At 40.1% G+C, this 24,683-nt stretch carries 28 protein-coding genes and 1 pseudogene; 22 read left to right on the forward strand and 7 right to left on the reverse strand.

Features of this window, described 5'->3' with window-relative positions:
* Positions 1-166 precede the first annotated feature (166 nt).
* The 5 genes from HMPREF9957_RS05495 to HMPREF9957_RS05510 are packed head-to-tail and all read right to left on the reverse strand — an operon-like array spanning position 167 to position 2,511.
* Positions 167-1,237 carry a type I restriction endonuclease gene (locus HMPREF9957_RS05495; protein ID WP_000401842.1) on the reverse strand — a complete coding sequence of 357 codons (1,071 nt, stop codon included), beginning with the start codon at positions 1,235-1,237 and terminating at the stop codon, positions 167-169.
* A 16-nt stretch (positions 1,238-1,253) separates the two neighbouring features.
* Entirely contained in the window at positions 1,254-1,634 is a 381-nt protein-coding gene (locus tag HMPREF9957_RS0102290; RefSeq protein ID WP_025170691.1) for an ImmA/IrrE family metallo-endopeptidase, read from the reverse strand.
* Between the two features lie 12 nt (positions 1,635-1,646).
* Positions 1,647-1,910 carry a type II toxin-antitoxin system RelE family toxin gene (locus tag HMPREF9957_RS05500; RefSeq protein WP_000285964.1) on the reverse strand — a complete coding sequence of 88 codons (264 nt, stop codon included), beginning with the start codon at positions 1,908-1,910 and terminating at the stop codon, positions 1,647-1,649.
* Entirely contained in the window at positions 1,910-2,143 is a 234-nt protein-coding gene (locus HMPREF9957_RS05505) for a hypothetical protein (protein ID WP_000156418.1), read from the reverse strand. Before HMPREF9957_RS05505 ends, HMPREF9957_RS05500 begins: the two co-directional genes overlap by 1 nt.
* Entirely contained in the window at positions 2,143-2,511 is a 369-nt protein-coding gene (locus tag HMPREF9957_RS05510; RefSeq protein ID WP_000484468.1) for a helix-turn-helix domain-containing protein, read from the reverse strand. Before HMPREF9957_RS05510 ends, HMPREF9957_RS05505 begins: the two co-directional genes overlap by 1 nt.
* Before the next feature lie 374 nt (positions 2,512-2,885).
* Between HMPREF9957_RS05510 and HMPREF9957_RS05515 the strand changes: the two genes are divergently transcribed.
* The 5 genes from HMPREF9957_RS05515 (at position 2,886) to HMPREF9957_RS05535 (ending at position 7,991) form a co-directional block, all read left to right on the forward strand.
* Complete coding sequence (locus tag HMPREF9957_RS05515; protein ID WP_001227078.1) at positions 2,886-4,145, forward strand: UDP-N-acetylglucosamine 1-carboxyvinyltransferase; 1,260 nt, start codon at positions 2,886-2,888, stop codon at positions 4,143-4,145.
* Positions 4,146-4,160: 15 nt separating this feature from the next.
* Complete coding sequence (locus HMPREF9957_RS05520; protein WP_001028721.1) at positions 4,161-4,712, forward strand: GNAT family N-acetyltransferase; 552 nt, start codon at positions 4,161-4,163, stop codon at positions 4,710-4,712.
* Positions 4,705-5,982: a CBS-HotDog domain-containing transcription factor SpxR gene (spxR, locus tag HMPREF9957_RS05525; protein ID WP_000033824.1), complete on the forward strand. Its 1,278-nt coding sequence runs from the start codon at positions 4,705-4,707 to the stop codon at positions 5,980-5,982. Before HMPREF9957_RS05520 ends, spxR begins: the two co-directional genes overlap by 8 nt.
* Before the next feature lie 15 nt (positions 5,983-5,997).
* Positions 5,998-6,858 (forward strand): methionyl aminopeptidase, encoded by an 861-nt coding sequence (locus HMPREF9957_RS05530; protein ID WP_000631546.1) that lies wholly within the window; start codon positions 5,998-6,000, stop codon positions 6,856-6,858.
* Positions 6,859-7,073: 215 nt separating this feature from the next.
* On the forward strand, positions 7,074-7,991 hold the full coding sequence (locus tag HMPREF9957_RS05535; protein WP_000587439.1) for a bifunctional riboflavin kinase/FAD synthetase: 918 nt from the start codon (positions 7,074-7,076) through the stop codon (positions 7,989-7,991).
* Between the two features lie 90 nt (positions 7,992-8,081).
* Here HMPREF9957_RS05535 and HMPREF9957_RS05540 read toward each other — a convergent pair whose 3' ends face one another.
* Complete coding sequence (locus tag HMPREF9957_RS05540) at positions 8,082-8,930, reverse strand: YitT family protein (protein ID WP_000592063.1); 849 nt, start codon at positions 8,928-8,930, stop codon at positions 8,082-8,084.
* Between the two features lie 141 nt (positions 8,931-9,071).
* Between HMPREF9957_RS05540 and HMPREF9957_RS05545 the strand changes: the two genes are divergently transcribed.
* The 3 genes from HMPREF9957_RS05545 (at position 9,072) to HMPREF9957_RS13760 (ending at position 11,002) form a co-directional block, all read left to right on the forward strand.
* A complete protein-coding gene (locus tag HMPREF9957_RS05545; RefSeq protein ID WP_000161381.1) occupies positions 9,072-9,911 on the forward strand; it encodes a DegV family protein in 840 nt (279 codons plus the stop codon).
* Positions 9,912-10,018: 107 nt separating this feature from the next.
* Complete coding sequence (locus HMPREF9957_RS05550; protein ID WP_001284637.1) at positions 10,019-10,294, forward strand: HU family DNA-binding protein; 276 nt, start codon at positions 10,019-10,021, stop codon at positions 10,292-10,294.
* Between the two features lie 462 nt (positions 10,295-10,756).
* Entirely contained in the window at positions 10,757-11,002 is a 246-nt protein-coding gene (locus HMPREF9957_RS13760; protein WP_474104450.1) for a DUF5301 domain-containing protein, read from the forward strand.
* 175 nt (positions 11,003-11,177) lie between these two features.
* On the opposite strand, the pseudogene HMPREF9957_RS13520 reads toward HMPREF9957_RS13760, so the two are convergent.
* Positions 11,178-11,252, reverse strand: a pseudogene (locus tag HMPREF9957_RS13520) (AraC family transcriptional regulator); the annotation flags it as partial.
* Here HMPREF9957_RS13520 and HMPREF9957_RS05560 point away from each other — a divergent pair.
* The 14 genes from HMPREF9957_RS05560 (at position 11,245) to frr (ending at position 24,655) form a co-directional block, all read left to right on the forward strand.
* Entirely contained in the window at positions 11,245-12,153 is a 909-nt protein-coding gene (locus HMPREF9957_RS05560) for a LysR family transcriptional regulator (RefSeq protein WP_001025693.1), read from the forward strand. The pseudogene HMPREF9957_RS13520 and the gene HMPREF9957_RS05560 overlap by 8 nt on opposite strands.
* Complete coding sequence (lspA, locus tag HMPREF9957_RS05565; RefSeq protein WP_000745699.1) at positions 12,150-12,611, forward strand: signal peptidase II; 462 nt, start codon at positions 12,150-12,152, stop codon at positions 12,609-12,611. The genes HMPREF9957_RS05560 and lspA overlap by 4 nt, the downstream gene beginning before the upstream one ends.
* Positions 12,601-13,488: an RluA family pseudouridine synthase gene (locus tag HMPREF9957_RS05570; protein ID WP_000403204.1), complete on the forward strand. Its 888-nt coding sequence runs from the start codon at positions 12,601-12,603 to the stop codon at positions 13,486-13,488. Before lspA ends, HMPREF9957_RS05570 begins: the two co-directional genes overlap by 11 nt.
* A 2-nt stretch (positions 13,489-13,490) precedes the next feature.
* Positions 13,491-15,374 (forward strand): phosphorylcholine esterase CbpE, encoded by a 1,884-nt coding sequence (gene cbpE, locus HMPREF9957_RS05575; RefSeq protein WP_000727871.1) that lies wholly within the window; start codon positions 13,491-13,493, stop codon positions 15,372-15,374.
* Between the two features lie 100 nt (positions 15,375-15,474).
* Positions 15,475-16,584, forward strand: coding sequence for a glutamate 5-kinase (gene proB / locus HMPREF9957_RS05580; RefSeq protein ID WP_000875717.1), 1,110 nt, complete (start codon positions 15,475-15,477; stop codon positions 16,582-16,584).
* A gap of 9 nt (positions 16,585-16,593) precedes the next feature.
* A complete protein-coding gene (locus HMPREF9957_RS05585) occupies positions 16,594-17,856 on the forward strand; it encodes a glutamate-5-semialdehyde dehydrogenase (protein ID WP_000953400.1) in 1,263 nt (420 codons plus the stop codon).
* A 3-nt stretch (positions 17,857-17,859) separates the two neighbouring features.
* Positions 17,860-18,657: a pyrroline-5-carboxylate reductase gene (proC, locus tag HMPREF9957_RS05590; protein ID WP_000689669.1), complete on the forward strand. Its 798-nt coding sequence runs from the start codon at positions 17,860-17,862 to the stop codon at positions 18,655-18,657.
* Between the two features lie 228 nt (positions 18,658-18,885).
* A complete protein-coding gene (gene tmk, locus HMPREF9957_RS05595) occupies positions 18,886-19,524 on the forward strand; it encodes a dTMP kinase (protein ID WP_000033399.1) in 639 nt (212 codons plus the stop codon).
* Positions 19,521-20,411: a DNA polymerase III subunit delta' gene (locus HMPREF9957_RS05600; RefSeq protein WP_000806718.1), complete on the forward strand. Its 891-nt coding sequence runs from the start codon at positions 19,521-19,523 to the stop codon at positions 20,409-20,411. Before tmk ends, HMPREF9957_RS05600 begins: the two co-directional genes overlap by 4 nt.
* Before the next feature lie 39 nt (positions 20,412-20,450).
* Positions 20,451-20,768 (forward strand): DNA replication initiation control protein YabA, encoded by a 318-nt coding sequence (gene yabA, locus HMPREF9957_RS05605; RefSeq protein ID WP_000358227.1) that lies wholly within the window; start codon positions 20,451-20,453, stop codon positions 20,766-20,768.
* Between the two features lie 2 nt (positions 20,769-20,770).
* Complete coding sequence (rsmI, locus tag HMPREF9957_RS05610) at positions 20,771-21,649, forward strand: 16S rRNA (cytidine(1402)-2'-O)-methyltransferase (RefSeq protein WP_001166905.1); 879 nt, start codon at positions 20,771-20,773, stop codon at positions 21,647-21,649.
* 284 nt (positions 21,650-21,933) lie between these two features.
* Positions 21,934-23,268 carry a methylenetetrahydrofolate--tRNA-(uracil(54)-C(5))-methyltransferase (FADH(2)-oxidizing) TrmFO gene (trmFO, locus tag HMPREF9957_RS05615; protein WP_000083737.1) on the forward strand — a complete coding sequence of 445 codons (1,335 nt, stop codon included), beginning with the start codon at positions 21,934-21,936 and terminating at the stop codon, positions 23,266-23,268.
* 83 nt (positions 23,269-23,351) lie between these two features.
* Positions 23,352-24,077 carry a UMP kinase gene (pyrH, locus tag HMPREF9957_RS05620; protein ID WP_000002995.1) on the forward strand — a complete coding sequence of 242 codons (726 nt, stop codon included), beginning with the start codon at positions 23,352-23,354 and terminating at the stop codon, positions 24,075-24,077.
* A 20-nt stretch (positions 24,078-24,097) separates the two neighbouring features.
* The gene (gene frr / locus HMPREF9957_RS05625; protein ID WP_001262225.1) at positions 24,098-24,655 is read left to right on the forward strand and encodes a ribosome recycling factor; all 558 of its coding nucleotides are present in this window, start codon (positions 24,098-24,100) and stop codon (positions 24,653-24,655) included.
* Positions 24,656-24,683 lie beyond the last annotated feature (28 nt).

Here is a 24,683-nt window from a genome sequence, read left to right on the forward strand (position 1 = left end):
TTAGTAGTCCTTGATAGAAGTAGGTTGATTTTCCTCCACAATCTAGGCAGTAGCGTGAGTTGCCTGCTAGTGTTTTGTGACATCCGTCGTTTAAAACGCTTTGGATAGGGATTAGGTTTCCCCAGTTGTCGTAATGACAGTTTGTTTTAACGGCTACGATTTTTTATTATGAGAATTTCTTGATTACTTCTAGAATCTCGTTAGCATAATTTGCGACTTCGAGGGGAGTGGATACTGGGAAGATACCTTTATCACGAATTTCGATAGTACTTTTCTTTGAATTTGAACGATAACGTAATACCCACTTTTTGATATTATCGTCAACCAAAACATTGAAATAGCTTCGGTTATCTCTATAAAATACACGTTCTGGAGATACTACATCCTTAGCAAGCATTTTAACAACAGTATAGACTTCTAACTCAGCAGGAGTTGTGATAATTTCATCAGCTACTTCAACAATCTCTTCAGGTTCAGCTTCAACTTTTTGAATATCGGTTGTTACTTTTGTTTCAACGCTTGTATTAAGTGCTGCACTTAATTTTTCATTAACTCTTTCTGTGATGAATTGATTAAATCCTTTCACGATGATAGGAGAAAATGTCGTTAGGATATTTTGAGTTACACGACCTTCATAGATTTCTGATGTTAGGTATCTGAGGAAGCTATCTGAAGGCGTAGTGATATTTTCAGTAAGAAACGCTTTAAGATTGTTGAGGTATTTCAATTCAGAAGCTGATGAGACAATATTATCAATATCAAAATTCTCTTTGTGGAATTTGATGATCTCAGTAAATTGGTTTTCTTTAATATCAGTCACATCGATTGTTAAGAATGGAGTTGTGTCCATTTTATTTGGTTCATCTAAATCAGTAAAGAATTTATATTCTCTACCATTTGTCAAGATACCGAATTTTGATTTAGTAGTTACGAAATATCTGAATAGTTGAGAGTCGTGCTTAGTAAGGTTTTCTGTAATTGATTTACATTCAATTAGGATCTGAGGCTCGCCATCCAAAATGATTGCATAGTCGACTTTTTCGCCTTTTTTAATGCCCACGTCGGCAGTAAACTCTGGGACAAACTCAAGAGGGTTGAAAATATCATATCCAAGCGCTTGGAAGAAAGGCATAATGAAGGCATTTTTGGTTTGCTCTTCATTTGTAATGCTTTGACTGAGGTCCGCTACACGTTTGCCGACTTGTTTTAAATCGGCTTTTACTTTATCAATTTCCATATTGATACTCCTTTTTTTAATTTACTAATGCTAAATACTCTTCTTTAACCATGATTTCATTTGTCATGGTTTTTAGATTGTAGTAAGATATGAATTTGAGGTAATCAAACTCTGTGGGGTCGTCTAAGTTTTCTAGTGCGTCTTTTACGAGATGATGGATCATATTCCTATCAGCTTCGTTTTCACAGCGTAGACGGGCGTTCTGGTACTCTGAGCGTGTGTGGTCTTTGTGTCCAAGTTCATGTAGGGCGACTTGGATTTGTTGTTCAGAAGCCAAGTTGTGGTCAATAGCGAGTACGTTTGTGTCTGGATTGTAGAAACTGCTACTCTGCCAGTTTGAACCGTCGAAGAGACAAAGTTTTACTTGATATTCTTCGCAGAGTTTAGCGAGTGTTATAGTTCTCCTTCGTTATTTATAAACATCTCTGCGGTGGGCGATTTCCACGGCTAGGACGACTAGTTTATCGTCTTGGATATCACAGATGATGCGGTAATTCTCTACTCTGTATCGCCAGTAACCTGCAAGGTTGGTTTTTAATGCTTTTCCATGTTGTCGTGGATTGGTTGTGTTTTCAATGTTTTTAGCAAGCCAGGATAGGATTTGTTTTCTGGTTGGGGTATCTAGTTTTTTAAGTTGCTTGAGAGCTTTTTTATCAATATCTAGCCGATACATTAAGCAATATCCTCTCGAGTTAGTCCTAGTTCATCCAAGATCTCATCCATGGTATAAGTAACTGGGTCGGCTAAATACTCCATATAGGCTTGGTCGGCTGCTCGTGCGTCTTCGATATCTTCCATGAGCGCCATGAAGTCGTCAAAATCCATGATCGTTGTGTCGATACCGTGTTTGTTTAGATAGTCCGTGATGTAGGAATTTTTTTCTGTGAAGTTGATAGTGATAGTCATTAGCGTTCTCCTTTGCTTTTGAAGTGGGCGGATAGGACGGATGTGATGAAGTCGATATCATCTTCATTTAGTGGTTTCCCGTCAAATAACATGGTGTTGGCTGCTGCTTTGCATAAGTCTATGATTTGTCCGTTTACTTGAGCAAATTCATCACTCCCAGCGATAGCAGGGTTATCTGTTCGTCCGAGCAGGTAGTCGGTGGACACGTTGAAGTAGTCGGCGATTTCTGAAATTCGTTCAGCGTTGGGTTTTTGTGATTTCAACTTATAGAGTGTATTTCTACTGTAACCCAAATCTTCTTCTAACTTCATAAGAGAAATTCCATGCTTATCAGCAAGTTCTTTGATTTTTTCGTATGTCGGAAACATTATTAAATCAACCTTTCTGGAACATAACAAAAAACATTTCAACTTTTTAAGTGAAAAGTGTTGACACATCACCTAATTAGGTTCATAATAGTTTTTGTAAGTTAACGAGTTAGTAAAAAACGAAGTTAAAACTTATCTAAAAATAAATAGCTTTGGAGAGCGAATAAGTTGATAGATATAAGGTTTTATCAAGGTTTTTAATTATGCTTTAATTTTAACCTTTTGGGTGAGACATGTCAAGCGTTTTATAAAATAATGGCATCAACTCTGATTTATCCAATAAAATTGAAAAGTATGGAAAAAAGGATAAATTTATGATATACTTTATTTCAAAGACCTTATTAGAAATCTTGAAAGAGTATTGAAAACTTAGAATGAGAAAAATTGTTATCAATGGTGGATTACCACTGCAAGGTGAAATCACTATTAGTGGTGCTAAAAATAGTGTTGTAGCCTTAATTCCGGCTATTATCTTGGCTGATGATGTGGTGACTTTGGATTGCGTTCCAGATATTTCGGATGTAGCAAGTCTTGTCGAAATCATGGAATTGATGGGAGCTACTATTAAGCGTTATGACGATGTATTGGAGATTGATCCAAGAGGTGTTCAAAATATTCCAATGCCTTATGGGAAAATTAATAGTCTTCGTGCATCTTACTATTTTTATGGGAGCCTCTTAGGCCGTTTTGGTGAAGCGACAGTTGGTTTACCGGGAGGATGTGATCTTGGTCCTCGTCCGATTGACTTACACCTTAAGGCTTTTGAAGCTATGGGTGCCACTGTTAGCTACGAGGGAGATAACATGAGGTTATCTGCTAAAGATACAGGACTTCATGGTGCAAGTATTTACATGGACACGGTTAGTGTCGGTGCAACGATTAATACGATGATTGCTGCGGTTAAAGCGAATGGTCGTACTATTATTGAAAATGCAGCCCGTGAACCTGAAATTATTGATGTAGCTACCCTCTTGAATAATATGGGAGCCCATATCCGTGGTGCAGGAACTAATATCATCATTATTGATGGTGTTGAAAGATTACATGGAACCCGTCATCAGGTGATTCCAGATCGTATTGAAGCTGGAACATATATTTCTTTAGCTGCTGCAGTCGGCAAGGGGATTCGTATAAATAATGTTCTTTACGAACACCTAGAAGGATTTATTGCTAAGTTGGAAGAAATGGGAGTGAGAATGACTGTATCTGAAGACAGCATTTTTGTCGAAGAGCAGTCTAATTTGAAAGCAATCAATATTAAGACAGCTCCTTACCCAGGCTTTGCAACTGATTTGCAACAACCGATTACCCCACTTTTACTAAGAGCGAATGGTCGTGGTACAATTGTTGATACGATTTACGAAAAACGTGTAAATCATGTTTTTGAACTAGCAAAGATGGATGCGGACATTTCGACAACAAATGGTCATATTTTGTACACGGGTGGACGTAATTTGCGTGGAGCCAGTGTTAAAGCGACCGACTTAAGAGCTGGCGCAGCTTTGGTTATTGCTGGTTTGATGGCCGAGGGACAAACTGAAATTACCAATATTGAGTTTATCTTACGTGGTTATTCTGATATTATTGAAAAATTACGTAATCTAGGAGCGGATATTACACTTGTTGAGGATTAAACCGTAGAGGTGTTTATGAATATTTGGACCAAATTAGCAATGTTTTCTTTTTTTGAAACGGATCGCTTGTATTTGCGTCCTTTCTTTTTTAGTGATAGTCAAGACTTCCATGAGATAGCCTCAAATCCTGAAAATTTACAATTTATTTTCCCAACTCAGGCAAGTCTGGAAGAAAGTCAGTATGCACTGGCCAATTACTTTATGAAGGCTCCTTTAGGAGTATGGGCTATTTGTGACAAGAAAACTGAAAAAATGATTGGTTCAATTAAGTTTGAAAAGCTAGATGAAATCAAAAAAGAAGCTGAGCTTGGTTATTTTTTGAGAAAAGATGCTTGGTCGCAAGGATTTATGACAGAGGTTGTTAGAAAAATTTGTCAACTTTCTTTTGAGGAATTTGGCTTAAAACAATTATCCATCATTACCCATCTTGAAAATGAAGCTAGTCAACGGGTTGCCCTTAAGTCTGGATTCCGTTTGATTCGTCAGTTTAAGGGAAGTGATCGTTACACAAGAAAAATGCGGGATTATCTTGAATTTCGGTATGTAAAAGGAGAATTCAATGAGTAAGCATCAGGAAATTCTAAGCTATTTGGAAGAATTACCTGTCGGAAAGAGGGTTAGTGTTCGTAGTATTTCCAACCATCTGGGAGTCAGTGATGGAACGGCTTATCGCGCTATCAAGGAAGCTGAAAATCGTGGAATTGTGGAGACTCGACCAAGAAGTGGTACTATCCGCGTCAAATCTCAGAAAGTTGCCATAGAGAGATTAACTTTTGCTGAAATTGCAGAAGTGACTTCTTCTGAGGTTCTGGCTGGGCAAGAAGGTTTAGAGAGAGAATTTAGTAAGTTTTCAATCGGTGCCATGACCGAACAAAATATTTTGTCTTACCTTCATGATGGGGGACTCTTGATTGTCGGAGACCGTACCCGTATCCAACTGTTAGCACTTGAAAATGAAAATGCTGTTCTAGTTACAGGTGGATTTCAGGTTCATGATGATGTTCTTAAACTGGCCAATCAAAAAGGAATTCCTGTTCTGAGAAGCAAGCATGACACTTTCACTGTTGCGACTATGATTAATAAAGCCTTGTCAAATGTCCAAATCAAGACTGATATTTTGACAGTTGAGAAGCTTTATCGTCCAAGTCATGAGTATGGTTTTCTGAGAGAGACAGACACTGTTAAAGATTATTTGGACTTGGTACGCAAGAATCGTAGCAGTCGTTTTCCAGTTATTAACCAACATCAGATTGTCGTTGGAGTTGTAACTATGAGAGATGCTGGCGATAAATCACCAAGTACTACAATTGATAAGGTCATGTCTCGTAGTTTATTTTTGGTTGGATTATCGACAAATATTGCCAATGTGAGTCAACGGATGATCGCAGAAGACTTTGAAATGGTACCGGTTGTTCGAAATAATCAAACCTTGCTTGGAGTTGTGACCAGACGAGATGTCATGGCGAAGATGAGTCGTTCCCAAGTTTCTGCTCTACCTACTTTTTCTGAGCAGATTGGTCAAAAACTTTCTTATCACCATGATGAAGTAGTGATTACAGTGGAACCTTTTATGCTTGAGAAAAACGGTGTTTTGGCTAACGGTGTATTGGCAGAGATACTGACTCATATGACCCAAGATTTAGTTGTGAATAGTGGTCGCAATCTCATCATCGAACAAATGCTAATCTACTTTTTGCAGGCTGTTCAGATAGATGATATACTGCGCATTCAAGCACGCATTATCCACCATACTAGACGGTCAGCTATTATTGATTACGATATTTATCATGGTCATCAGATTGTTTCAAAAGCAAATGTGACCGTTAAAATTAATTAGAAACTAGGAGAAATAATGATAACATTAAAATCAGCTCGTGAAATTGAAGCTATGGATAAAGCCGGTGATTTTCTAGCAAGTATTCATATCGGCTTACGTGATTTGATTAAGCCTGGCGTAGATATGTGGGAAGTTGAAGAGTATGTTCGTAGACGTTGTAAGGAAGAAAATTTCCTTCCGCTTCAGATTGGGGTTGACGGTGCCATGATGGACTATCCTTATGCTACCTGTTGCTCTCTTAATGATGAAGTGGCTCATGCTTTCCCTCGTCACTATATCTTGAAAGATGGTGATTTGCTCAAGGTTGACATGGTTTTGGGAGGCCCAATTGCTAAATCTGACCTGAATGTTTCAAAATTAAACTTCAACAATGTGGAACAAATGAAAAAATACACTCAGAGCTATTCTGGTGGTCTAGCAGACTCTTGTTGGGCTTATGCTGTTGGTACACCGTCCGAAGAAGTGAAAAATTTGATGGATGTAACCAAAGAAGCCATGTATAAGGGAATTGAGCAAGCTGTTGTTGGAAATCGTATCGGTGATATCGGTGCGGCTATTCAAGAATACGCTGAAAGTCGTGGTTACGGTGTAGTGCGTGATTTGGTTGGTCATGGTGTTGGCCCAACCATGCACGAAGAACCAATGGTTCCGAACTATGGTATTGCAGGTCGTGGACTCCGTCTTCGTGAAGGAATGGTCTTGACTATTGAACCGATGATCAATACAGGTGACTGGGAAATTAATACAGATATGAAAACTGGTTGGGCGCATAAGACCATCGATGGTGGATTGTCATGTCAGTATGAACACCAATTCGTGATTACGAAAGATGGTCCTGTTATCTTGACTAGTCAAGGTGAAGAAGGAACTTATTAATAGAAAGCGGAAATACTGCTGGAAATTCATTTTGTTAGAAAACCCATTAAATCTTTTCATAAAAAACGCATTGTATCAAGCTTTTAATGCCTGGTATAATGCGTTTTTCTGATTTTAAAAACATAATTCTTCTAAAATAGTACACTTCAGGTTAAAAAAACGACATTTTAGATTTTCTGTTCCAGAAATAGCTATCGCTATGATATAATTATTTTATGATTATTACTATTCCTATAAAAAACCAAAAAGATATTGGCACACCATCTGATTCAGTCGTTGTTCTCGGCTATTTTGATGGTATACACAAGGGGCATCAAGAATTATTTCGCGTTGCCAATAAGGCTGCGAGAAAAGATTTATTACCTATCGTCGTTATGACCTTTAATGAATCTCCAAAGATTGCTTTAGAGCCCTATCATCCGGATCTGTTTTTGCATATTTTGAACCCTGCTGAACGTGAAAGAAAATTAAAACGTGAAGGCGTAGAAGAATTATATCTCCTTGATTTTAGTAGTCAATTCGCTAGTCTCACGGCAGAAGAATTTTTTGCAACTTATATCAAGGCTATGAATGCCAAAATTATTGTTGCAGGTTTTGATTATACATTTGGTTCTGATCAAAAAACGGCAGAAGACTTAAAGGATTACTTTGATGGAGAAGTCATTATCGTTCCACCTGTAGAAGATGAGAAAGGAAAGATTAGTTCAACTCGTATCCGTCAAGCTATTTTAGATGGAAATGTGAAAGAAGCAGGAGAACTTTTGGGGGCACCGCTTCCATCAAGAGGGATGGTGGTTCATGGCAATGCTCGTGGTCGTACGATTGGTTATCCAACAGCTAATTTGGTGCTTTTAGATCGTACTTATATGCCAGCAGATGGCGTTTATGTCGTTGATGTTGAGATTCAAAGACAGAAGTATCGTGCTATGGCTAGTGTCGGGAAAAATGTGACCTTTGATGGAGAAGAAGCACGTTTTGAAGTCAATATTTTTGATTTTAATCAAGATATTTATGGGGAAACCGTCATGGTTTATTGGCTTGATCGCATTCGAGATATGACCAAATTTGACTCAGTTGACCAATTAGTGGATCAGTTAAAGGCAGATGAAGAAGTTGCTCGGAATTGGTCTTAAGAGTAGTTTGGGTAATTAAAAAAGAGGTTGTTTGTAACCCAAAAGATAGATGAATAAGTCTAACTTTTGAGGTCACGACATTACCTCTTTTTATTCTTTTTCAAAGGTGAATCCTTCTCCAAGGATTTCATGGGCTTCTGTAATAGTGATAAAGGCTTGAGGATCGATTCGATGAATCATTTCCTTCATTTTCACAATCTCATTTCTACCGACAATACAGTAAATGATTTTCAAATTTTCTTTACTATAGTAGCCTTGACCAGAAATAAAAGTAACACCTCTTCCTAGGTCATCATTAATCGCTTTAGCAAGTTGGTCAGGACGTTTTGTGATAATCATAAAACCTTTGCCAGCGTAGCCACCTTCACCAATCAAATCAATAACACGAGAAACGATAAAATCAAATAAGAGCGTGTAGGAAACCAATCTCAAGTCCTTGAAGATTAGGAGGATGAGCATGAGAATACAAAAATCTAAGATAAAGAGCAGTTTTCCCATGGATATATGAGTGTATTTGTTGAGAATACGAGCTAGAATATCAGTTCCGCCAGTTGTACCTCCAGCATTAAAGATAATTCCAAGACCAATTCCCAATAGAATTCCCGCTATAAGTGCAGTAATCAGTAAATCACCTTGAAGGTCAATATGAAGGGGAATACGTTCAAAAAAGGCTAACCAGGCGGATAAGGCTAAGGTTCCTAGCAAACTAGAATAGAGAGATTTTGCTCCAAATATTTTCCAAGCTAGGATGAAAAGGGGAATGTTAATCAGCAAGTTCATGAGCGAAACAGGGATTTTAAAAAGATAAAAGGTGATGAGGGTAATACCTGTCGCCCCTCCTTCAAAGAGATGATGAGGAACTACAAAATAAGTCAGCCCAAAAGCATAAATAGCAGCTCCTAATAAAATGGTTAAAATGGGGTAAATTTTTTTAATCATAGGACACCTCTTTTCTTATAAGTAGATTATATCAAATTTTTAAGGAAAATTTGAGTGACTCCATTAGGATTTTTAATCTTTTTTTGATATAATTAGAAGTAAGAAAACCAATCTGAATCCTAAAATAGAAAGATTGATACTATGACAAAAATTAAGATTGTAACCGATTCATCTGTTACTATTGAACCAGAACTAGCAAAGCAATTAGATATTACAATTGTTCCATTATCTGTAATGATTGATAATGTTGTTTATTCTGATGCTGATTTGAAAGAAGAAGGTAAATTTCTTCAGTTGATGCAAGAAGCTAAGAATCTTCCGAAAACAAGTCAACCGCCTGTAGGTGTCTTTGCTGAAGTGTTTGAAGACCTATGCAAGGATGGTAGCCAGATTCTTGCTATTCATATGTCCCATGCTCTTTCAGGTACTGTAGAAGCAGCGCGCCAAGGTGCTAGTTTATCTACTGCTGATGTAACAGTTATTGACAGTTCCTTCACTGACCAAGCCTTGAAATTCCAAGTTGTCGAAGCTGCTAAATTAGCACAAGAAGGCAAAGATATGGAGGAAATTCTGTCTCATGTAGAAGAAGTAAAAAACCACACAGAGCTCTATATTGGCGTTTCTACTCTAGAAAATCTAGTAAAAGGTGGACGAATTGGCCGTGTAACTGGATTGTTGAGCTCACTTCTCAATATCCGTGTTGTCATGCAGATGAAGGATCATGAATTGCAACCAATGGTTAAAGGGCGTGGAGCTAAAACTTTTAAAAAATGGTTGGATGAGTTGATAACATTGCTCTCTGACCGTTCTGTAGCAGAGATTGGAATTTCATATTCTGGTAGTTCTGATTGGGCAAAAGAGATGAAAGAAAGCTTACAAGCTTATGTTGAACAGCCAATTTCTGTTTTGGAAACGGGTTCTATTATTCAAACTCATACGGGTGAGAACGCTTGGGCTATTTTGGTACGTTACCACTCCTAAAAAAATAAATAAAATGGGAAGAAATAGCGTTTTTAACTTGACCTAAAAGCGATTTTAGGATATGATTATATTTGTTAATTAGAAATTAATTTGGAGGAATCATTAACATGGCAAACAAACAAGATTTGATCGCTAAAGTAGCAGAAGCTACAGAATTGACTAAGAAAGACTCAGCAGCAGCAGTTGAAGCTGTATTCGCAGCAGTAGCTGACTACCTTGCAGCTGGTGAAAAAGTTCAATTGATCGGTTTTGGTAACTTTGAAGTTCGTGAGCGTGCTGCACGTAAAGGTCGCAACCCACAAACTGGTAAAGAAATCACAATTGCAGCTTCTAAAGTTCCAGCATTCAAAGCTGGTAAAGCTCTTAAAGACGCTGTTAAATAATCAGCCTTTAAAAAGCCTATTGTATCAAGCTTTCTAGCTTGGTCAGTAGGCTTTTTTGTTTGCTTTGGGGCATTTTGGGGGCAGAATCTGAATGAATTAGTATCGGAAAAAATTTTATGTACAAAGCGAATTTATCGGCTACTTTATCTTTTATTTCACAAATATAAAATAGTGGAATGTAAACCTTTTACAGTAATGAATGTTATAAGGGAATAAGATATTGTAAAAATTGATAAGGTATGATACTATAATTGTATCTCAGAGAAAAAGTAAGAAGAATGAAAGGATGTAAACTTGTATGAAACATCTTATCACCATAATAGTCTGTTCAATCTCATTTCTTGTTCTATCTGCTTGCGTTAGTAAGAAAAAACTTATTCTTCCTGAACCTGAAAGTATTTCTGTAATTTCTCTGCAGAAAAAACCTCTGAAGATGTTAAAACTATCAACAAGAGAGAAGAAATTTCAAAATTGATTGAGGAGATACAGAAACAGTCAAAATCTACCTCTTTGGAGAGTGTAAATGATCAACCGACAAATGTTAAAGATTACATCATTATCAAGTTTTATCATCAGAATGAAGAAAAGGATAGTGTAGTCTATCTATATACTAAGAAGAAAAGACAGTATATTGAGCAACCTTATGCTGGTATCTGGGAAGTAAATCCAGATATAGCTAATAGGATTGAAGAGACTTTTTCTAGTTGATTTATAGAATTCAAGAAATTTTTAGAGAGTTGTCTTGTATTATGTTTTAAACGGTAAATCAAAAAGATTTGCTGTTTTTATTTGATTGAAATCAGATAAGGACTGAAAAAAGACATTATTCTAATTCTTGGATTGGGATGTTAGAGTCTTCATTGAGTCTTGAAAATTTCCATACTTTTTTCCTTTTTGGAAAACTTCTAAAATATGGTATAATGAAAAGATAAAGAAGTTGGGGGTAGAAGATGAACATTCAACAATTACGCTATGTTGTTGCCATTGCCAATAGTGGTACTTTCCGTGAAGCTGCTGAAAAGATGTATGTTAGTCAGCCAAGTCTGTCTATTTCTGTTCGTGATTTGGAAAAAGAGTTGGGCTTTAAGATTTTCCGTCGGACCAGTTCAGGGACTTTCTTGACTCGTCGTGGTATGGAATTCTATGAAAAAGCGCAAGAATTGGTCAAAGGATTTGATATTTTTCAAAATCAGTATGCCAATCCTGAGGAAGAAAAGGATGAATTTTCCATTGCCAGTCAGCACTATGATTTTTTGCCACCAACGATTACGGCCTTTTCAGAGCGCTATCCTGATTATAAGAACTTCCGTATTTTTGAATCAACTACTGTTCAAATTTTAGACGAAGTAGCGCAAGGGCATAGTGAGATTGGGATTATCTACCTCAACAATCAAAATAAAAAGGGGATTATGCAGCGGGTTGAAAAGCTAGGTCTAGAGGTCATTGAATTGATTCCCTTCCATACCCACATTTATCTTCGAGAGGGTCATCCTTTAGCTCAGAAAGAGGAATTGGTCATGGAGGATTTAGCGGATTTACCGACAGTTCGTTTTACTCAAGAGAAAGATGAGTACCTTTATTATTCGGAGAACTTTGTTGATACCAGTGCCAGCTCACAGATGTTTAATGTGACAGACCGTGCCACCTTGAATGGTATTTTGGAGCGGACGGACGCTTATGCAACAGGTTCTGGATTTTTAGATAGTGACAGTGTTAATGGCATCACAGTTATTCGTCTCAAGGATAACCTAGATAATCGCATGGTCTATGTTAAACGTGAAGAAGTGGAGCTGAGTCAAGCTGGGACTCTCTTTGTAGAAGTCATGCAAGAGTATTTTGATCAGAAGAGGAAATCATGAAAAAAAGAGGAATGGTGGCAGTCATTGTACTGCTTTTGATTGCGCTGGATCAGTTAGTTAAATCCTATATCGTCCAACAGATTCCACTGGGTGAAGTTCGTTCTTGGATTCCCAATTTCGTTAGCTTGACCTACCTGCAAAATCGAGGGGCAGCCTTTTCTATCTTACAAGATCAGCAGTTGCTATTCGCTATCATTACTTTGGTTGTCGTGGTAGGTGCCATTTGGTATCTACATAAACACATGGAGGACTCACTCTGGATGGTCTTGGGTTTGACCTTGATTATTGCAGGTGGCCTTGGGAACTTTATTGACAGAATCAGTCAGGGCTTTGTTGTGGATATGATCCACCTTGACTTTATCAACTTTGCAATTTTCAATGTGGCAGATAGCTATCTGACGGTTGGAGTGATTATTTTATTGATTGCAATGCTAAAAGAGGAAATAAATGGAAATTAAAATTGAAACTGGTGGCCTGCGTTTAGATAAGGCTTTGTCAGATTTGACAGAATTATCACGCAGTCTCGCGAATGAACAAATCAAATTAGGCCAGGTCTTGGTCAATGGTCAAGTCAAGAAAGCTAAGTACACGGTCCAAGAGGGTGATGTTGTCACTTACCATGTGCCAGAACCAGAGGTATTAGAGTATGTGGCTGAGGATATTCCGCTAGAAATAGTCTACCAAGATGAGGATGTGGCTGTCGTTAACAAACCTCAGGGGATGGTTGTGCATCCGAGTGCTGGTCATACTAGTGGAACCCTAGTAAATGCCCTTATGTATCATATTAAGGACTTGTCTGGTATCAATGGGGTTCTGCGTCCGGGAATTGTTCACCGTATTGATAAGGATACGTCAGGTCTTCTCATGATTGCTAAAAATGATGAGGCGCATCTAGCACTTGCCCAAGAACTCAAGGATAAAAAGTCTCTCCGCAAATATTGGGCGATTGTTCATGGAAATTTGCCCAATGATCGTGGTGTGATTGAAGCGCCGATTGGCCGTAGTGAAAAAGACCGTAAGAAACAGGCTGTGACTGCGAAAGGGAAACCTGCAGTTACCCGTTTCCACGTTTTGGAACGCTTTGGTGATTATAGCTTGGTAGAGTTGCAGCTGGAGACAGGGCGTACCCATCAGATTCGTGTTCACATGGCTTATATTGGCCATCCAGTCGCTGGGGATGAAGTCTATGGTCCACGCAAGACACTTAAGGGGCATGGACAGTTTCTCCATGCCAAGACTCTAGGATTTACCCATCCGAGAACAGGTGAGACCTTGGAATTTACAGCAGATATCCCAGAGATATTTAAGGAAACCTTGGAGAAATTAAGGAAGTAAGAATGAAAAAGAAATTGATTAGTTTAGCACTTGCAGGCGCTTTTTTAGGTTTGTCATGGTATGGGAATGTTCAAGCTCAAGAAAGTTCAGGAAATAAAATCCACTTTATCAATGTTCAAGAAGGTGGCAGTGATGCGATTATTCTTGAAAGCAATGGACATTTTGCCATGGTGGATACAGGAGAAGATTATGATTTCCCAGATGGAAGTGATTCTCGTTACCCATGGAGAGAAGGAATTGAAACATCTTATAAGCATGTTCTAACAGACCGTGTCTTTCGTCGTTTGAAGGAATTGGGTGTTCAAAAACTTGATTTTATTTTGGTGACCCATACTCACAGTGATCATATTGGAAATGTTGATGAATTACTGTCTACCTATCCAGTTGACCGAGTCTATCTTAAAAAATATAGTGATAATCGTATTACTAATTCTGAACGTTTATGGGATAATTTGTACGGTTATGATAAGGTTTTACAGACTGCCGCTGAAAAAGGTGTTTCAGTTATTCAAAACATCACACAGGGAGATGCTCATTTTCAGTTTGGGGACATGGATATTCAACTCTATAACTATGAAAATGAAACTGATTCATCAGATGAATTAAAGAAAATTTGGGATGACAATTCCAATTCCCTGATTAGTGTAGTGAAAGTCAATGGCAAGAAAATTTACCTTGGGGGCGACTTAGATAATGTTCATGGAGCAGAAGACAAGTATGGTCCTCTCATTGGAAAAGTTGATTTGATGAAGTTTAACCATCACCGTGATACCAATAAATCAAACACCAAGGATTTCATTAAACATTTGAGTCCGAGTTTGATTGTTCAAACCTCGGATAGTTTACCTTGGAAAAATGGTGTTGATAGTGAGTATGTCAATTGGCTTAAAGAACGAGGAATTGAGAGAATCAACGCAGCCAGCAAAGACTATGATGCGACAGTTTTTGAGATTCGACAAGATGGGTTTGTCAATATTTCAACTTCCTACAAGCCGATTCCAAGTTTTCAAGCTGGTTGGCATAAGAGTGCATATGGAAATTGGTGGTATCAAGCGCCTGACTCTACAGGAGAATATGCTGTCGGTTGGAATGAAATCGAAGGTGAATGGTATTACTTTAACCAAACGGGTATCTTGTTACAGAATCAATGGAAAAAATGGAACAATCATTGGTTCTATTTGACAGACTCTGGTGCTTCTGCTAAAAATTGGAAGAAAATTGATGGAATCTGGTATTATTTCAACAAAGAAAATCAGATGGAAATTGGTTGGGTAAATACTGGAGGTCAGAATTATTATTTATCCAAGGATGGTTCGCTGCAAACAGGTTGGCTTCAATATAAGGGGCAATGGTATTACTTTGCTCAATCAGGAGAAATGAAAACGGGTTGGGTAAAAGATAAAGAAACCTGGTACTATATGGATTCTACTGGTGTCATGAAGACAGGCGAGATAGAAGTTGCTGGTCATCATTACTATCTAGAAGATTCAGGAGCTATGAAGCAAGGTTGGCTTAAAAAGGAAAATGATTGGTATTTCTACAAGGAAGACGGTTCACGAGCTGTGGGTTGGATCAAGGACAAGGATAAATGGTACTTCTTGAAAGAAAATGGTCAATTGCTTGTGAACGGTAAGACACCAGAAGGCTATACTGTTAATTCAAGTGGTGCTTGGTTAGTGGATGTTCCAGTCGAAAAATCTGCTACAATTAAAACTACAAGTCATTCAGAAATAAAAGAATCGAAAGAAGTAGTGAAAAAGGATCTTGAAAATAAAGAAACGAGTCAACATGAAAGTGTTACAAATTCTTCAACTAGTCAAGATTTGACATCATCAACTTCAAAAAGCTCTGAAACGAGTGCAAACAAATCGGAATCAGAACAGTAGTAAAAAAGAAGGTTTTAGGGCCTTCTTTTTCCTATCAACTCTTTTCTATTTCCTGTTATTCATGTTATAATGGATAAATATGAAGAATCGGAGTGAGACTATGAAATACAAACGGATTGTCTTTAAGGTAGGGACTTCTTCTCTGACAAATGAGGATGGAAGTTTATCACGTAGTAAGGTAAAGGCTATTACCCAGCAGTTGGCTATGCTGCACGAGGCTGGTCATGAATTGATTTTGGTGTCGTCAGGTGCCATTGCTGCAGGTTTTGGAGCCTTAGGATTTAAAAAGCGTCCGACTAAGATTGCTGATAAACAGGCTTCAGCAGCGGTAGGGCAAGGGCTTTTGTTGGAAGAATACACGACCAATCTTCTCTTGCGCCAAATCGTTTCTGCACAAATCTTGCTGACTCAGGATGATTTTGTAGATAAGCGCCGTTATAAAAATGCCCATCAGGCTTTGTCAGTTTTACTTAGCCGTGGCGCGATTCCTATCATCAATGAGAATGACAGTGTCGTTATTGATGAGCTCAAGGTTGGGGACAATGATACTCTAAGTGCCCAGGTAGCGGCCATGGTCCAAGCAGACCTTTTGGTTCTCTTGACAGACGTCGACGGTCTTTATACTGGAAATCCTAATTCAGACCCAAGAGCCAAACGCTTGGAGAAAATTGAGACTATCAATCGTGAGATTATTGATATGGCCGGTGGAGCAGGTTCGTCTAATGGGACAGGTGGTATGTTGACTAAGATCAAAGCAGCTACGATCGCGACGGAATCAGGAGTTCCTGTTTATATCTGCTCATCCTTGAAGTCAGATGCCATGATTGAAGCAGCTGAGGAGACCAAGGATGGTTCCTACTTTGTTGCGCAAGAGAAGGGACTTCGTACCCAAAAACAATGGCTGGCCTTTTATGCTCAGAGTCAAGGTTCTATTTGGGTTGATAAAGGGGCTGCAGAAGCTCTCTCTCAACATGGAAAGAGTCTTCTCTTATCTGGTATTGTTGAAGCAGAAGGAGCCTTTTCTTACGGTGATATCGTGACAGTATTTGACAAGGAAAGTGGAAAATCACTTGGAAAAGGGCGTGTGCAATTTGGTGCATCTGCTTTGGAGGATATGTTGCGTTCTCAAAAAGCCAAGGGGGTCTTGATTCACCGTGATGACTGGATTTCCATTACGCCTGAAATCCAACTACTCTTTACAGAATTTTAGAGGTAAACTATGCTAAGTACACAAGAACAATTTGAACAGGTACAGGCTGTTAAAAAATCGATCAACACAGCTAGTGAAGAGGTGAAAAACCAAGCCTTGCTAGCCATGGCTGATTACTTAGTGGCTGCTACAGAGGAAATTTTAGCGGCTAATGCCCTCGATATGGCAGCGGCCAAAGGTAAAATCTCAGATGTGATGCTGGATCGTCTTTATTTGGATGCAAGTCGTATAGAAGCGATGGCAAGAGGGATTCGTGAAGTGGTTGCCTTACCAGATCCAATCGGTGAAGTTTTAGAAACCAATCATCTTGAAAATGGCTTGGTTATCACCAAGAAACGAGTGGCTATGGGGGTCATCGGTATTATCTATGAAAGTCGTCCAAATGTGACGTCTGATGCGGCTGCTTTGGCTCTTAAGAGTGGAAATGCGGTCGTTCTTCGTAGTGGTAAGGATGCCTATCAAACAGCTCATGCTATTGTCACAGCCTTGAAAAAGGGCTTGGAGACGACTACCATTCATCCAGATGTGATTCAACTAGTGGAAGATACCAGCCGAGAAAGTAGCTATGCTATGATGAAGGCCAAGGGCTATTTAGATCTTCTCATTCCTCGTGGAGGAGCTGGCTTGATTAATGCCGTGGTTGAGAATGCGATTGTACCTGTTATCGAGACAGGGACTGGGATTGTACATGTCTATGTGGATAAGGATGCAGATGAAGACAAGGCTCTGTCTATCATCAATAATGCTAAAACCAGTCGTCCTTCTGTCTGCAATGCCATGGAGGTTCTGCTGGTTCATGAAGACAAGGCAGCAAGCTTCCTTCCTCGTTTGGAGCAAGTGCTGGTTGCAGATCGAAAAGAAGCTGGGTTGGAACCAATTCAATTCCGACTTGATAGCAAAGCAAGTCAGTTTGTTTCAGGTCGAGCAGCTGAGGCCCAAGACTTTGACACCGAGTTTTTAGACTATGTCCTAGCTGTTAAGGTTGTGAGCAGTTTAGAAGAAGCGGTTGTCCATATTGAAACCCACAGTACCCATCATTCGGATGCCATTGTGACGGAAAATGCTGAAGCTGCAGCTTACTTTACAGATCAAGTGGACTCTGCAGCAGTTTATGTCAATGCCTCAACTCGTTTTACCGATGGTGGCCAATTTGGTCTTGGTTGTGAAATGGGGATTTCTACTCAGAAACTGCACGCGCGTGGTCCCATGGGCTTGAAGGAATTGACTAGCTACAAGTATGTGGTTACTGGTGACGGACAGATAAGGGAGTAAGAGATGAAGATTGGATTTATCGGTTTGGGGAATATGGGAGCTAGTTTGGCCAAGGCTGTTTTGCAGGCCAAGACGGGTGCTCAGATTCTCATTGCCAATCGTAGTCAAGCCAAGGTAGATGTTTTCATTGCAGACTTTGGTGGTCAGGCTTCTAGCAATGACGAAATCTTTGCAGAAGCAGATGTGATTTTTTTAGGTGTTAAGCCAGCTCAGTTCTCAGACTTGCTATCTCAATATCAAACCATCCTTAAAAAAAGAGAAGGTCTTCTTTTGATTTCCATGGCAGCTGGATTGACTTTAGAAAGACTAGCAAGTCTTATCCCAAGTCAACACCGAATTATTCGTATGATGCCAAATACCCCTGCTTCTATCGGGCAAGGAGTGATTAGTTATGCCTTGTCTCCTAATTGCAGGGCTGAGGACAGTGAGCTCTTTTGTCAGCTTTTAACCAAGGCTGGCCTCTTGGTTGAACTTGGGGAAGGCTTAATAGATGCAGCTACAGGTCTTGCAGGCTGTGGACCAGCATTTGTCTATCTCTTTATTGAGTCCTTGGCAGATGCGGGTGTTCAGACGGGATTGCCACGAGAAACGGCCTTGAAAATGGCGGCTCAAACTGTGGTAGGAGCTGGGCAATTGGTCCTTGAAAGTCAGCAACATCCTGGGGTCTTGAAAGATCAAGTTTGTAGCCCAGGTGGTTCGACTATCGCTGGTGTAGCGAGCCTAGAAGCGCATGCTTTTCGAGGAACGGTCATGGATGCAGTTGGTCAAGCCTACAAACGAACACAAGAACTAGGTAAATAAGAGGTGGATTTGTCTGCCTCTTTTATGGTGGTTGATACTCTTCGAAAATCTCTTCAAACTGCGTCAGCTTCCATCTGTAACCTCAAAACAGTGTTTTGAGCAACCTGCGACTAGCTTCCTAGTTTGCTCTTTGATTTTCATTGAGTATGAAATGAGAAAACAAAAAGATTGTCACAAACCCCTATTTTTTTGATAGAATAGAAGTAGTAAAAAAGAAATGAGTTAGACATGTCAAAAGGATTTTTAGTCTCTCTTGAGGGACCAGAGGGAGCAGGAAAGACCAGTGTTTTAGAGACTCTGCTCCCAATTTTAGAGGAAACAGGGGTAGAGGTGCTGACGACCCGTGAACCTGGCGGAGTCTTGATTGGGGAGAAGATTCGGGAAGTGATTTTGGATCCAAGTCATACTCAGATGGATGCGAAGACAGAACTTCTTCTCTATATCGCCAGTCGCAGACAGCACTTGGTAGAAAAAGTTCTTCCAGCACTTGAAGCTGGTAAGTTGGTCATTATGGATCGTTTTATTGATAGTTCTGTTGCCTATCAGGGATTTGGTCGTGGTTTGGACATTGAAGCCATTGACTGGCTTAACCAGTTTGCGACAGATGGCCTCAAACCCGATTTGACACTCTATTTTGATATTGAGGTGGAAGAAGGACTGGCTCGCATTGCTGCTAATAGCAATCGCGAGGTCAATCGTCTGGACTTGGAAGGGTTGGAATTGCACAAGAAAGTCCGTCAAGGCTACCTTTCTCTTCTGGACAAAGAAAGAAATCGCATTGTCAAGATTGATGCTAGTCTCCCTTTGGAGCAGGTTGTGGAAACTACCAAGGCTGTCTTGTTTGACAGAATGGGCTTGGCCAAATGAAACAAGATCAACTAAAGGCTTGGCAACCAGCCCAGTTTGACCGCTTTGTCCGTATTTTGGAGCAAGACCAGCTCAATCACGCCTATCTTTTTTCAGGTTTTTTTGGAAGCTTGGAAATGGCGCAGTTTTTAGCTAAAAGCCTCTTTTGTACAGATAAGGTAGGCGTTTTACCATGTGAAAACTGCCGAAATTGTAAGCTGATTGAACAGGGAGAATTTCCCGATGTCACTTTGATTAAGCCAGTCAATCAGGTCATCAAGACAGAACGGATTCGAGAATTAGTGGGGCAGTTTTCTCAAGCAGGGATTGAAAACCAACAACAGGTCTTTATTATCGAGCAAGCTGAGAAAATGCATCCTAATGCAACCAATTCTCTGCTCAAGGTCATCGAAGAACCCCAGAGTGAGGTTTATATTTTCTTCTTGACCAGCGATGAGGAAAAGATCTTACCAACAATTCGAAGTCGGACCCAGATTTTCCACTTTAAAAAGCAAGAAGAGAAGCTCATCTTGCTCTTAGAACAAATGGGACTGGTTAAGAAAAAAGCAACTCTTTTAGCCCAGTTTAGTCAATCGCGAGCTGAAGCAGAAAAGTTAGCCAATCAGGCAAGTTTTTGGACCTTGGTCGATGAAAGTGAACGCCTGCTGACTTGGTTAGTAGCTAAGAAAAAAGAAAGTTATCTGCAGGTTGCTAAATTAGCTAGCTTGGCAGATGACAAGGAAAAACAAGATCAGGTTTTACGGATTCTTGAAGTCCTCTGTGGGCAGGACCTCCTGCAAGCAAGAGTAAGAGTGATTCTACAAGATTTGCTAGAAGCTAGAAAAATGTGGCAAGCTAATGTCAGCTTTCAAAATGCCATGGAATATCTGGTCTTGAAAGAAATATAAACTCAAAAATGAACGATAAAGAAAGGAAAGGGCTGGTTTATGGATAAAAAAGAATTATTTGACGCGCTGGATGATTTTTCCCAACAGTTATTGGTAACCTTGGCCGATGTGGAAGCCATCAAGAAAAATCTCAAGAGCCTAGTAGAAGAAAATACAGCTCTTCGCTTGGAAAATTCTAAGTTGCGCGAACGCTTGGGTGAGGTGGAAGCAGACGCTCCTGTCAAGGCTAAGCATGTTCGTGAAAGTGTCCGTCGAATTTATAAAGATGGTTTTCACGTATGTAATGATTTTTATGGACAACGTCGGGAGCAGGATGAGGAATGTATGTTCTGTGACGAGTTGTTGTACAGGGAGTAGGCATGCAGATTCAAAAAAGTTTTAAGGGGCAGTCTTCCTACGGGAAGCTGTACCTAGTAGCAACGCCGATTGGCAATCTAGATGATATGACCTTTCGAGCTATCCAAACCCTGAAAGAAGTGGACTGGATTGCTGCTGAGGATACGCGCAATACAGGTCTATTGCTCAAGCATTTTGATATTTCTACCAAGCAGATCAGTTTTCATGAGCACAATGCCAAGGAAAAGATTCCTGATTTGATTGGTTTCCTGAAAGCAGGGCAAAGTATTGCTCAGGTATCCGACGCAGGTTTGCCTAGTATCTCAGACCCTGGGCATGATTTGGTTAAGGTAGCGATTGAGGAAGAAATTACGGTTGTGACTGTTCCAGGTGCCTCTGCAGGAATTTCTGCCTTGATTGCCAGTGGTTTGGCCCCGCAACCGCATATCTTTTATGGTTTCTTACCTAGAAAATCAGGCCAGCAAAAGCAATTTTTCGACTCGAAAAAAGACTATCCTGAAACACAAATTTTCTACGAATCGCCTCATCGTGTGGCAGATACGCTAGAAAATATGCTAGCAGTCTATGGTGACCGCTCGGTCGTTTTGGTCAGGGAATTGACCAAAATCTATGAAGAATACCAAAGGGGAAAGATCTCTGAATTGCTGGAAAGTATCTCTGAAACGCCACTTAAGGGAGAATGCCTTATCATTGTTGAAGGTGCCAGTCAGGATGTGGAAGAAAAAGACGAGGAGGACTTGTTTTCAGAAATACAAGTACGCATCCAGCAAGGCATGAAGAAAAATCAAGCTATCAAGGAAGTCGCTAAGATTTACCAGTGGAATAAAAGTCAACTCTACGCTGCCTACCATGACTGGGAAGAAAATCAAGAAAATGACTAAACAGGGAAGTTTGCCTTCTTCCCTTTTTTTGTTATACTAGTAGAAGAAAAAAATAGAAAGATTTGTGGGAGTGAAAAAGTCCGGGGGACTTTTTCAGCCTGAGCCAAGAAACTCGAGAGCGAAGTAAGTCCGGGGGACTTTTTCAGCCTGAGCCAGGAAATTCGAAAGCGAAGTAAGTCCTATGGACTTTTTCAGCCTGAGCCAAGAAATTCGAAAACTCTTAAGATTGATTGGCTTTTTCAATGTGAACCTTGTCTTCACACTCCCAAAGAGGTATTAGTGTCGTGTCTCAATCTTATATCAATGTTATCGGTGCTGGTTTGGCAGGTTCTGAAGCAGCCTACCAAATTGCAGAACGTGGTATTCCAGTTAAACTTTATGAAATGCGTGGTGTCAAGTCAACACCTCAACACAAAACAGACAATTTTGCTGAGTTGGTTTGTTCCAATTCCCTACGTGGGGATGCTTTGACCAATGCTGTCGGGCTACTCAAGGAAGAAATGCGCCGCTTGGGTTCTGTCATTTTGGAATCAGCAGAAGCTACACGTGTTCCTGCAGGCGGTGCCCTTGCGGTGGATCGCGATGGTTTCTCCCAAACGGTGACCGAAAAAGTAGCCAATCATCCCTTAATCGAAGTAGTGCGTGATGAAATTATAGAATTGCCAACGGATGTTATTACGGTTGTCGCTACTGGTCCTTTGACAAGCGATTCCCTAGCTGAGAAAATTCATGCCCTTAATGACGGCGATGGCTTCTATTTCTACGACGCAGCAGCGCCTATTATCGATGTCAACACTATCGATATGAGCAAGGTTTATCTCAAATCTCGTTATGACAAGGGAGAAGCGGCTTATCTCAACGCTCCCATGACAAAACAAGAGTTTATGGATTTCCATGAAGCCTTGGTCAATGCGGAAGAAGCACCGCTCAATTCTTTTGAAAAAGAAAAGTACTTTGAAGGCTGTATGCCAATCGAAGTCATGGCTAAACGTGGTATTAAAACCATGCTTTATGGCCCTATGAAGCCAGTCGGTTTGGAGTATCCAGATGACTACACAGGACCTCGTGATGGAGAATTTAAAACACCTTATGCGGTGGTTCAACTTCGTCAGGACAATGCGGCTGGTAGCCTCTACAATATCGTTGGTTTCCAGACCCACCTCAAATGGGGAGAGCAAAAGCGTGTCTTCCAAATGATTCCAGGTCTTGAAAATGCTGAGTTTGTTCGTTATGGGGTCATGCACCGCAATTCTTACATGGATTCACCAAATCTTCTGGAGCAGACCTACCGTTCTAAGAAACAACCAAATCTCTTCTTTGCTGGTCAGATGACGGGTGTGGAAGGCTATGTAGAGTCCGCAGCATCAGGCTTAGTTGCAGGTATTAACGCGGCTCGACTCTTCAAAGGTGAAAGTGAGGCTATTTTCCCAGAGACAACAGCGATTGGAAGCCTAGCTCATTACATCACCCATGCCGACAGTAAACATTTCCAACCAATGAATGTCAATTTTGGGATCATCAAGGAGTTGGAAGGCGAACGTATTCGTGATAAGAAGGCTCGTTATGAAAAAATTGCAGAGCGTGCCCTTGCCGACTTAGAGGAATTTTTAACTGTCTAATTTTTTTGAAAGAATTGCTCATGATACTATAAAAATCTTAGAAATTGTGATAAAATAGGTAGGATAAAAGAAGGAGAGTGAAAATGGCGAATCCCAAGTATAAACGTATTTTAATCAAGTTATCAGGTGAAGCCCTTGCCGGTGAACGTGGCGTAGGGATTGATATCCAAACAGTTCAAACAATCGCAAAAGAGATTCAAGAAGTTCATAGCTTAGGTATCGAAATTGCCCTTGTTATCGGTGGAGGAAATCTCTGGCGTGGAGAACCTGCTGCAGAAGCAGGAATGGACCGCGTTCAGGCAGATTACACAGGAATGCTTGGGACTGTTATGAATGCTCTTGTGATGGCAGATTCATTGCAGCAAGTTGGTGTTGATACGCGTGTGCAAACAGCCATTGCCATGCAACAAGTGGCCGAGCCTTATGTCCGTGGACGTGCCCTTCGTCACCTTGAGAAAGGTCGTATCGTTATTTTTGGTGCTGGAATTGGTTCACCATACTTCTCAACAGATACAACAGCGGCCCTTCGTGCAGCTGAAATCGAAGCGGATGCCATTCTTATGGCTAAAAACGGTGTCGATGGTGTTTACAATGCCGATCCTAAGAAAGACAAGACAGCCGTTAAGTTTGAAGAATTGACTCACCGTGACGTTATCAATAAAGGTCTTCGTATCATGGACTCAACAGCTTCAACCCTCTCAATGGACAACGACATTGACTTGGTTGTCTTCAACATGAACCAACCAGGCAACATCAAACGTGTCGTATTTGGTGAAAATATCGGAACAACAGTTTCAAATAATATCTAAGAAAAGGAATAAGAAAGATTATGGCTAACGCAATTATTGAAAAAGCTAAAGAGAGAATGACCCAGTCTCACCAATCACTTGCTCGTGAATTTGGTGGTATCCGTGCTGGCCGTGCCAATGCAAGCTTGCTTGACCGTGTACATGTAGAATACTATGGAGTCGAAACTCCTCTTAACCAAATCGCTTCAATTACGATTCCAGAAGCGCGTGTTTTGTTGGTAACACCATTTGATAAATCTTCATTGAAAGATATCGAACGTGCCTTGAACGCTTCTGATCTTGGTATTACACCAGCTAACGATGGTTCTGTAATCCGCTTGGTTATCCCTGCTCTTACAGAAGAAACTCGTCGTGACCTTGCTAAAGAAGTGAAGAAGGTCGGTGAAAATGCTAAAGTAGCTGTGCGCAATATCCGTCGTGACGCTATGGACGAAGCTAAGAAACAAGAAAAAGCAAAAGAAATCACTGAAGACGAATTGAAGACTCTTGAAAAAGACATTCAAAAAGTAACAGACGATGCTGTTAAACACATCGACGACATGACTGCCAACAAAGAGAAAGAACTTTTGGAAGTCTAAAAATAAACAGAAAAACTCAGTTGGCATT

This window comes from Streptococcus mitis SK1080 (assembly GCF_000220085.1).
GTDB lineage: Bacteria > Bacillota > Bacilli > Lactobacillales > Streptococcaceae > Streptococcus > Streptococcus mitis_K.

Coding starts and splice junctions, on each gene's coding strand:
- HMPREF9957_RS05495 (WP_000401842.1), bottom strand. CDS start 1,237: ATGGAAATTGATAAAGTAAAAGCCGATTTAAAACAAGTCGGCAAACGT.
- HMPREF9957_RS05500 (WP_000285964.1), bottom strand. CDS start 1,910: ATGTATCGGCTAGATATTGATAAAAAAGCTCTCAAGCAACTTAAAAAA.
- HMPREF9957_RS05505 (WP_000156418.1), bottom strand. CDS start 2,143: ATGACTATCACTATCAACTTCACAGAAAAAAATTCCTACATCACGGAC.
- HMPREF9957_RS05510 (WP_000484468.1), bottom strand. CDS start 2,511: ATGTTTCCGACATACGAAAAAATCAAAGAACTTGCTGATAAGCATGGA.
- HMPREF9957_RS05515 (WP_001227078.1), top strand. CDS start 2,886: ATGAGAAAAATTGTTATCAATGGTGGATTACCACTGCAAGGTGAAATC.
- HMPREF9957_RS05520 (WP_001028721.1), top strand. CDS start 4,161: ATGAATATTTGGACCAAATTAGCAATGTTTTCTTTTTTTGAAACGGAT.
- spxR (WP_000033824.1), top strand. CDS start 4,705: ATGAGTAAGCATCAGGAAATTCTAAGCTATTTGGAAGAATTACCTGTC.
- HMPREF9957_RS05530 (WP_000631546.1), top strand. CDS start 5,998: ATGATAACATTAAAATCAGCTCGTGAAATTGAAGCTATGGATAAAGCC.
- HMPREF9957_RS05535 (WP_000587439.1), top strand. CDS start 7,074: ATGATTATTACTATTCCTATAAAAAACCAAAAAGATATTGGCACACCA.
- HMPREF9957_RS05540 (WP_000592063.1), bottom strand. CDS start 8,930: ATGATTAAAAAAATTTACCCCATTTTAACCATTTTATTAGGAGCTGCT.
- HMPREF9957_RS05545 (WP_000161381.1), top strand. CDS start 9,072: ATGACAAAAATTAAGATTGTAACCGATTCATCTGTTACTATTGAACCA.
- HMPREF9957_RS05550 (WP_001284637.1), top strand. CDS start 10,019: ATGGCAAACAAACAAGATTTGATCGCTAAAGTAGCAGAAGCTACAGAA.
- HMPREF9957_RS05560 (WP_001025693.1), top strand. CDS start 11,245: ATGAACATTCAACAATTACGCTATGTTGTTGCCATTGCCAATAGTGGT.
- lspA (WP_000745699.1), top strand. CDS start 12,150: ATGAAAAAAAGAGGAATGGTGGCAGTCATTGTACTGCTTTTGATTGCG.
- HMPREF9957_RS05570 (WP_000403204.1), top strand. CDS start 12,601: ATGGAAATTAAAATTGAAACTGGTGGCCTGCGTTTAGATAAGGCTTTG.
- cbpE (WP_000727871.1), top strand. CDS start 13,491: ATGAAAAAGAAATTGATTAGTTTAGCACTTGCAGGCGCTTTTTTAGGT.
- proB (WP_000875717.1), top strand. CDS start 15,475: ATGAAATACAAACGGATTGTCTTTAAGGTAGGGACTTCTTCTCTGACA.
- HMPREF9957_RS05585 (WP_000953400.1), top strand. CDS start 16,594: ATGCTAAGTACACAAGAACAATTTGAACAGGTACAGGCTGTTAAAAAA.
- proC (WP_000689669.1), top strand. CDS start 17,860: ATGAAGATTGGATTTATCGGTTTGGGGAATATGGGAGCTAGTTTGGCC.
- tmk (WP_000033399.1), top strand. CDS start 18,886: ATGTCAAAAGGATTTTTAGTCTCTCTTGAGGGACCAGAGGGAGCAGGA.
- HMPREF9957_RS05600 (WP_000806718.1), top strand. CDS start 19,521: ATGAAACAAGATCAACTAAAGGCTTGGCAACCAGCCCAGTTTGACCGC.
- yabA (WP_000358227.1), top strand. CDS start 20,451: ATGGATAAAAAAGAATTATTTGACGCGCTGGATGATTTTTCCCAACAG.
- rsmI (WP_001166905.1), top strand. CDS start 20,771: ATGCAGATTCAAAAAAGTTTTAAGGGGCAGTCTTCCTACGGGAAGCTG.
- pyrH (WP_000002995.1), top strand. CDS start 23,352: ATGGCGAATCCCAAGTATAAACGTATTTTAATCAAGTTATCAGGTGAA.
- frr (WP_001262225.1), top strand. CDS start 24,098: ATGGCTAACGCAATTATTGAAAAAGCTAAAGAGAGAATGACCCAGTCT.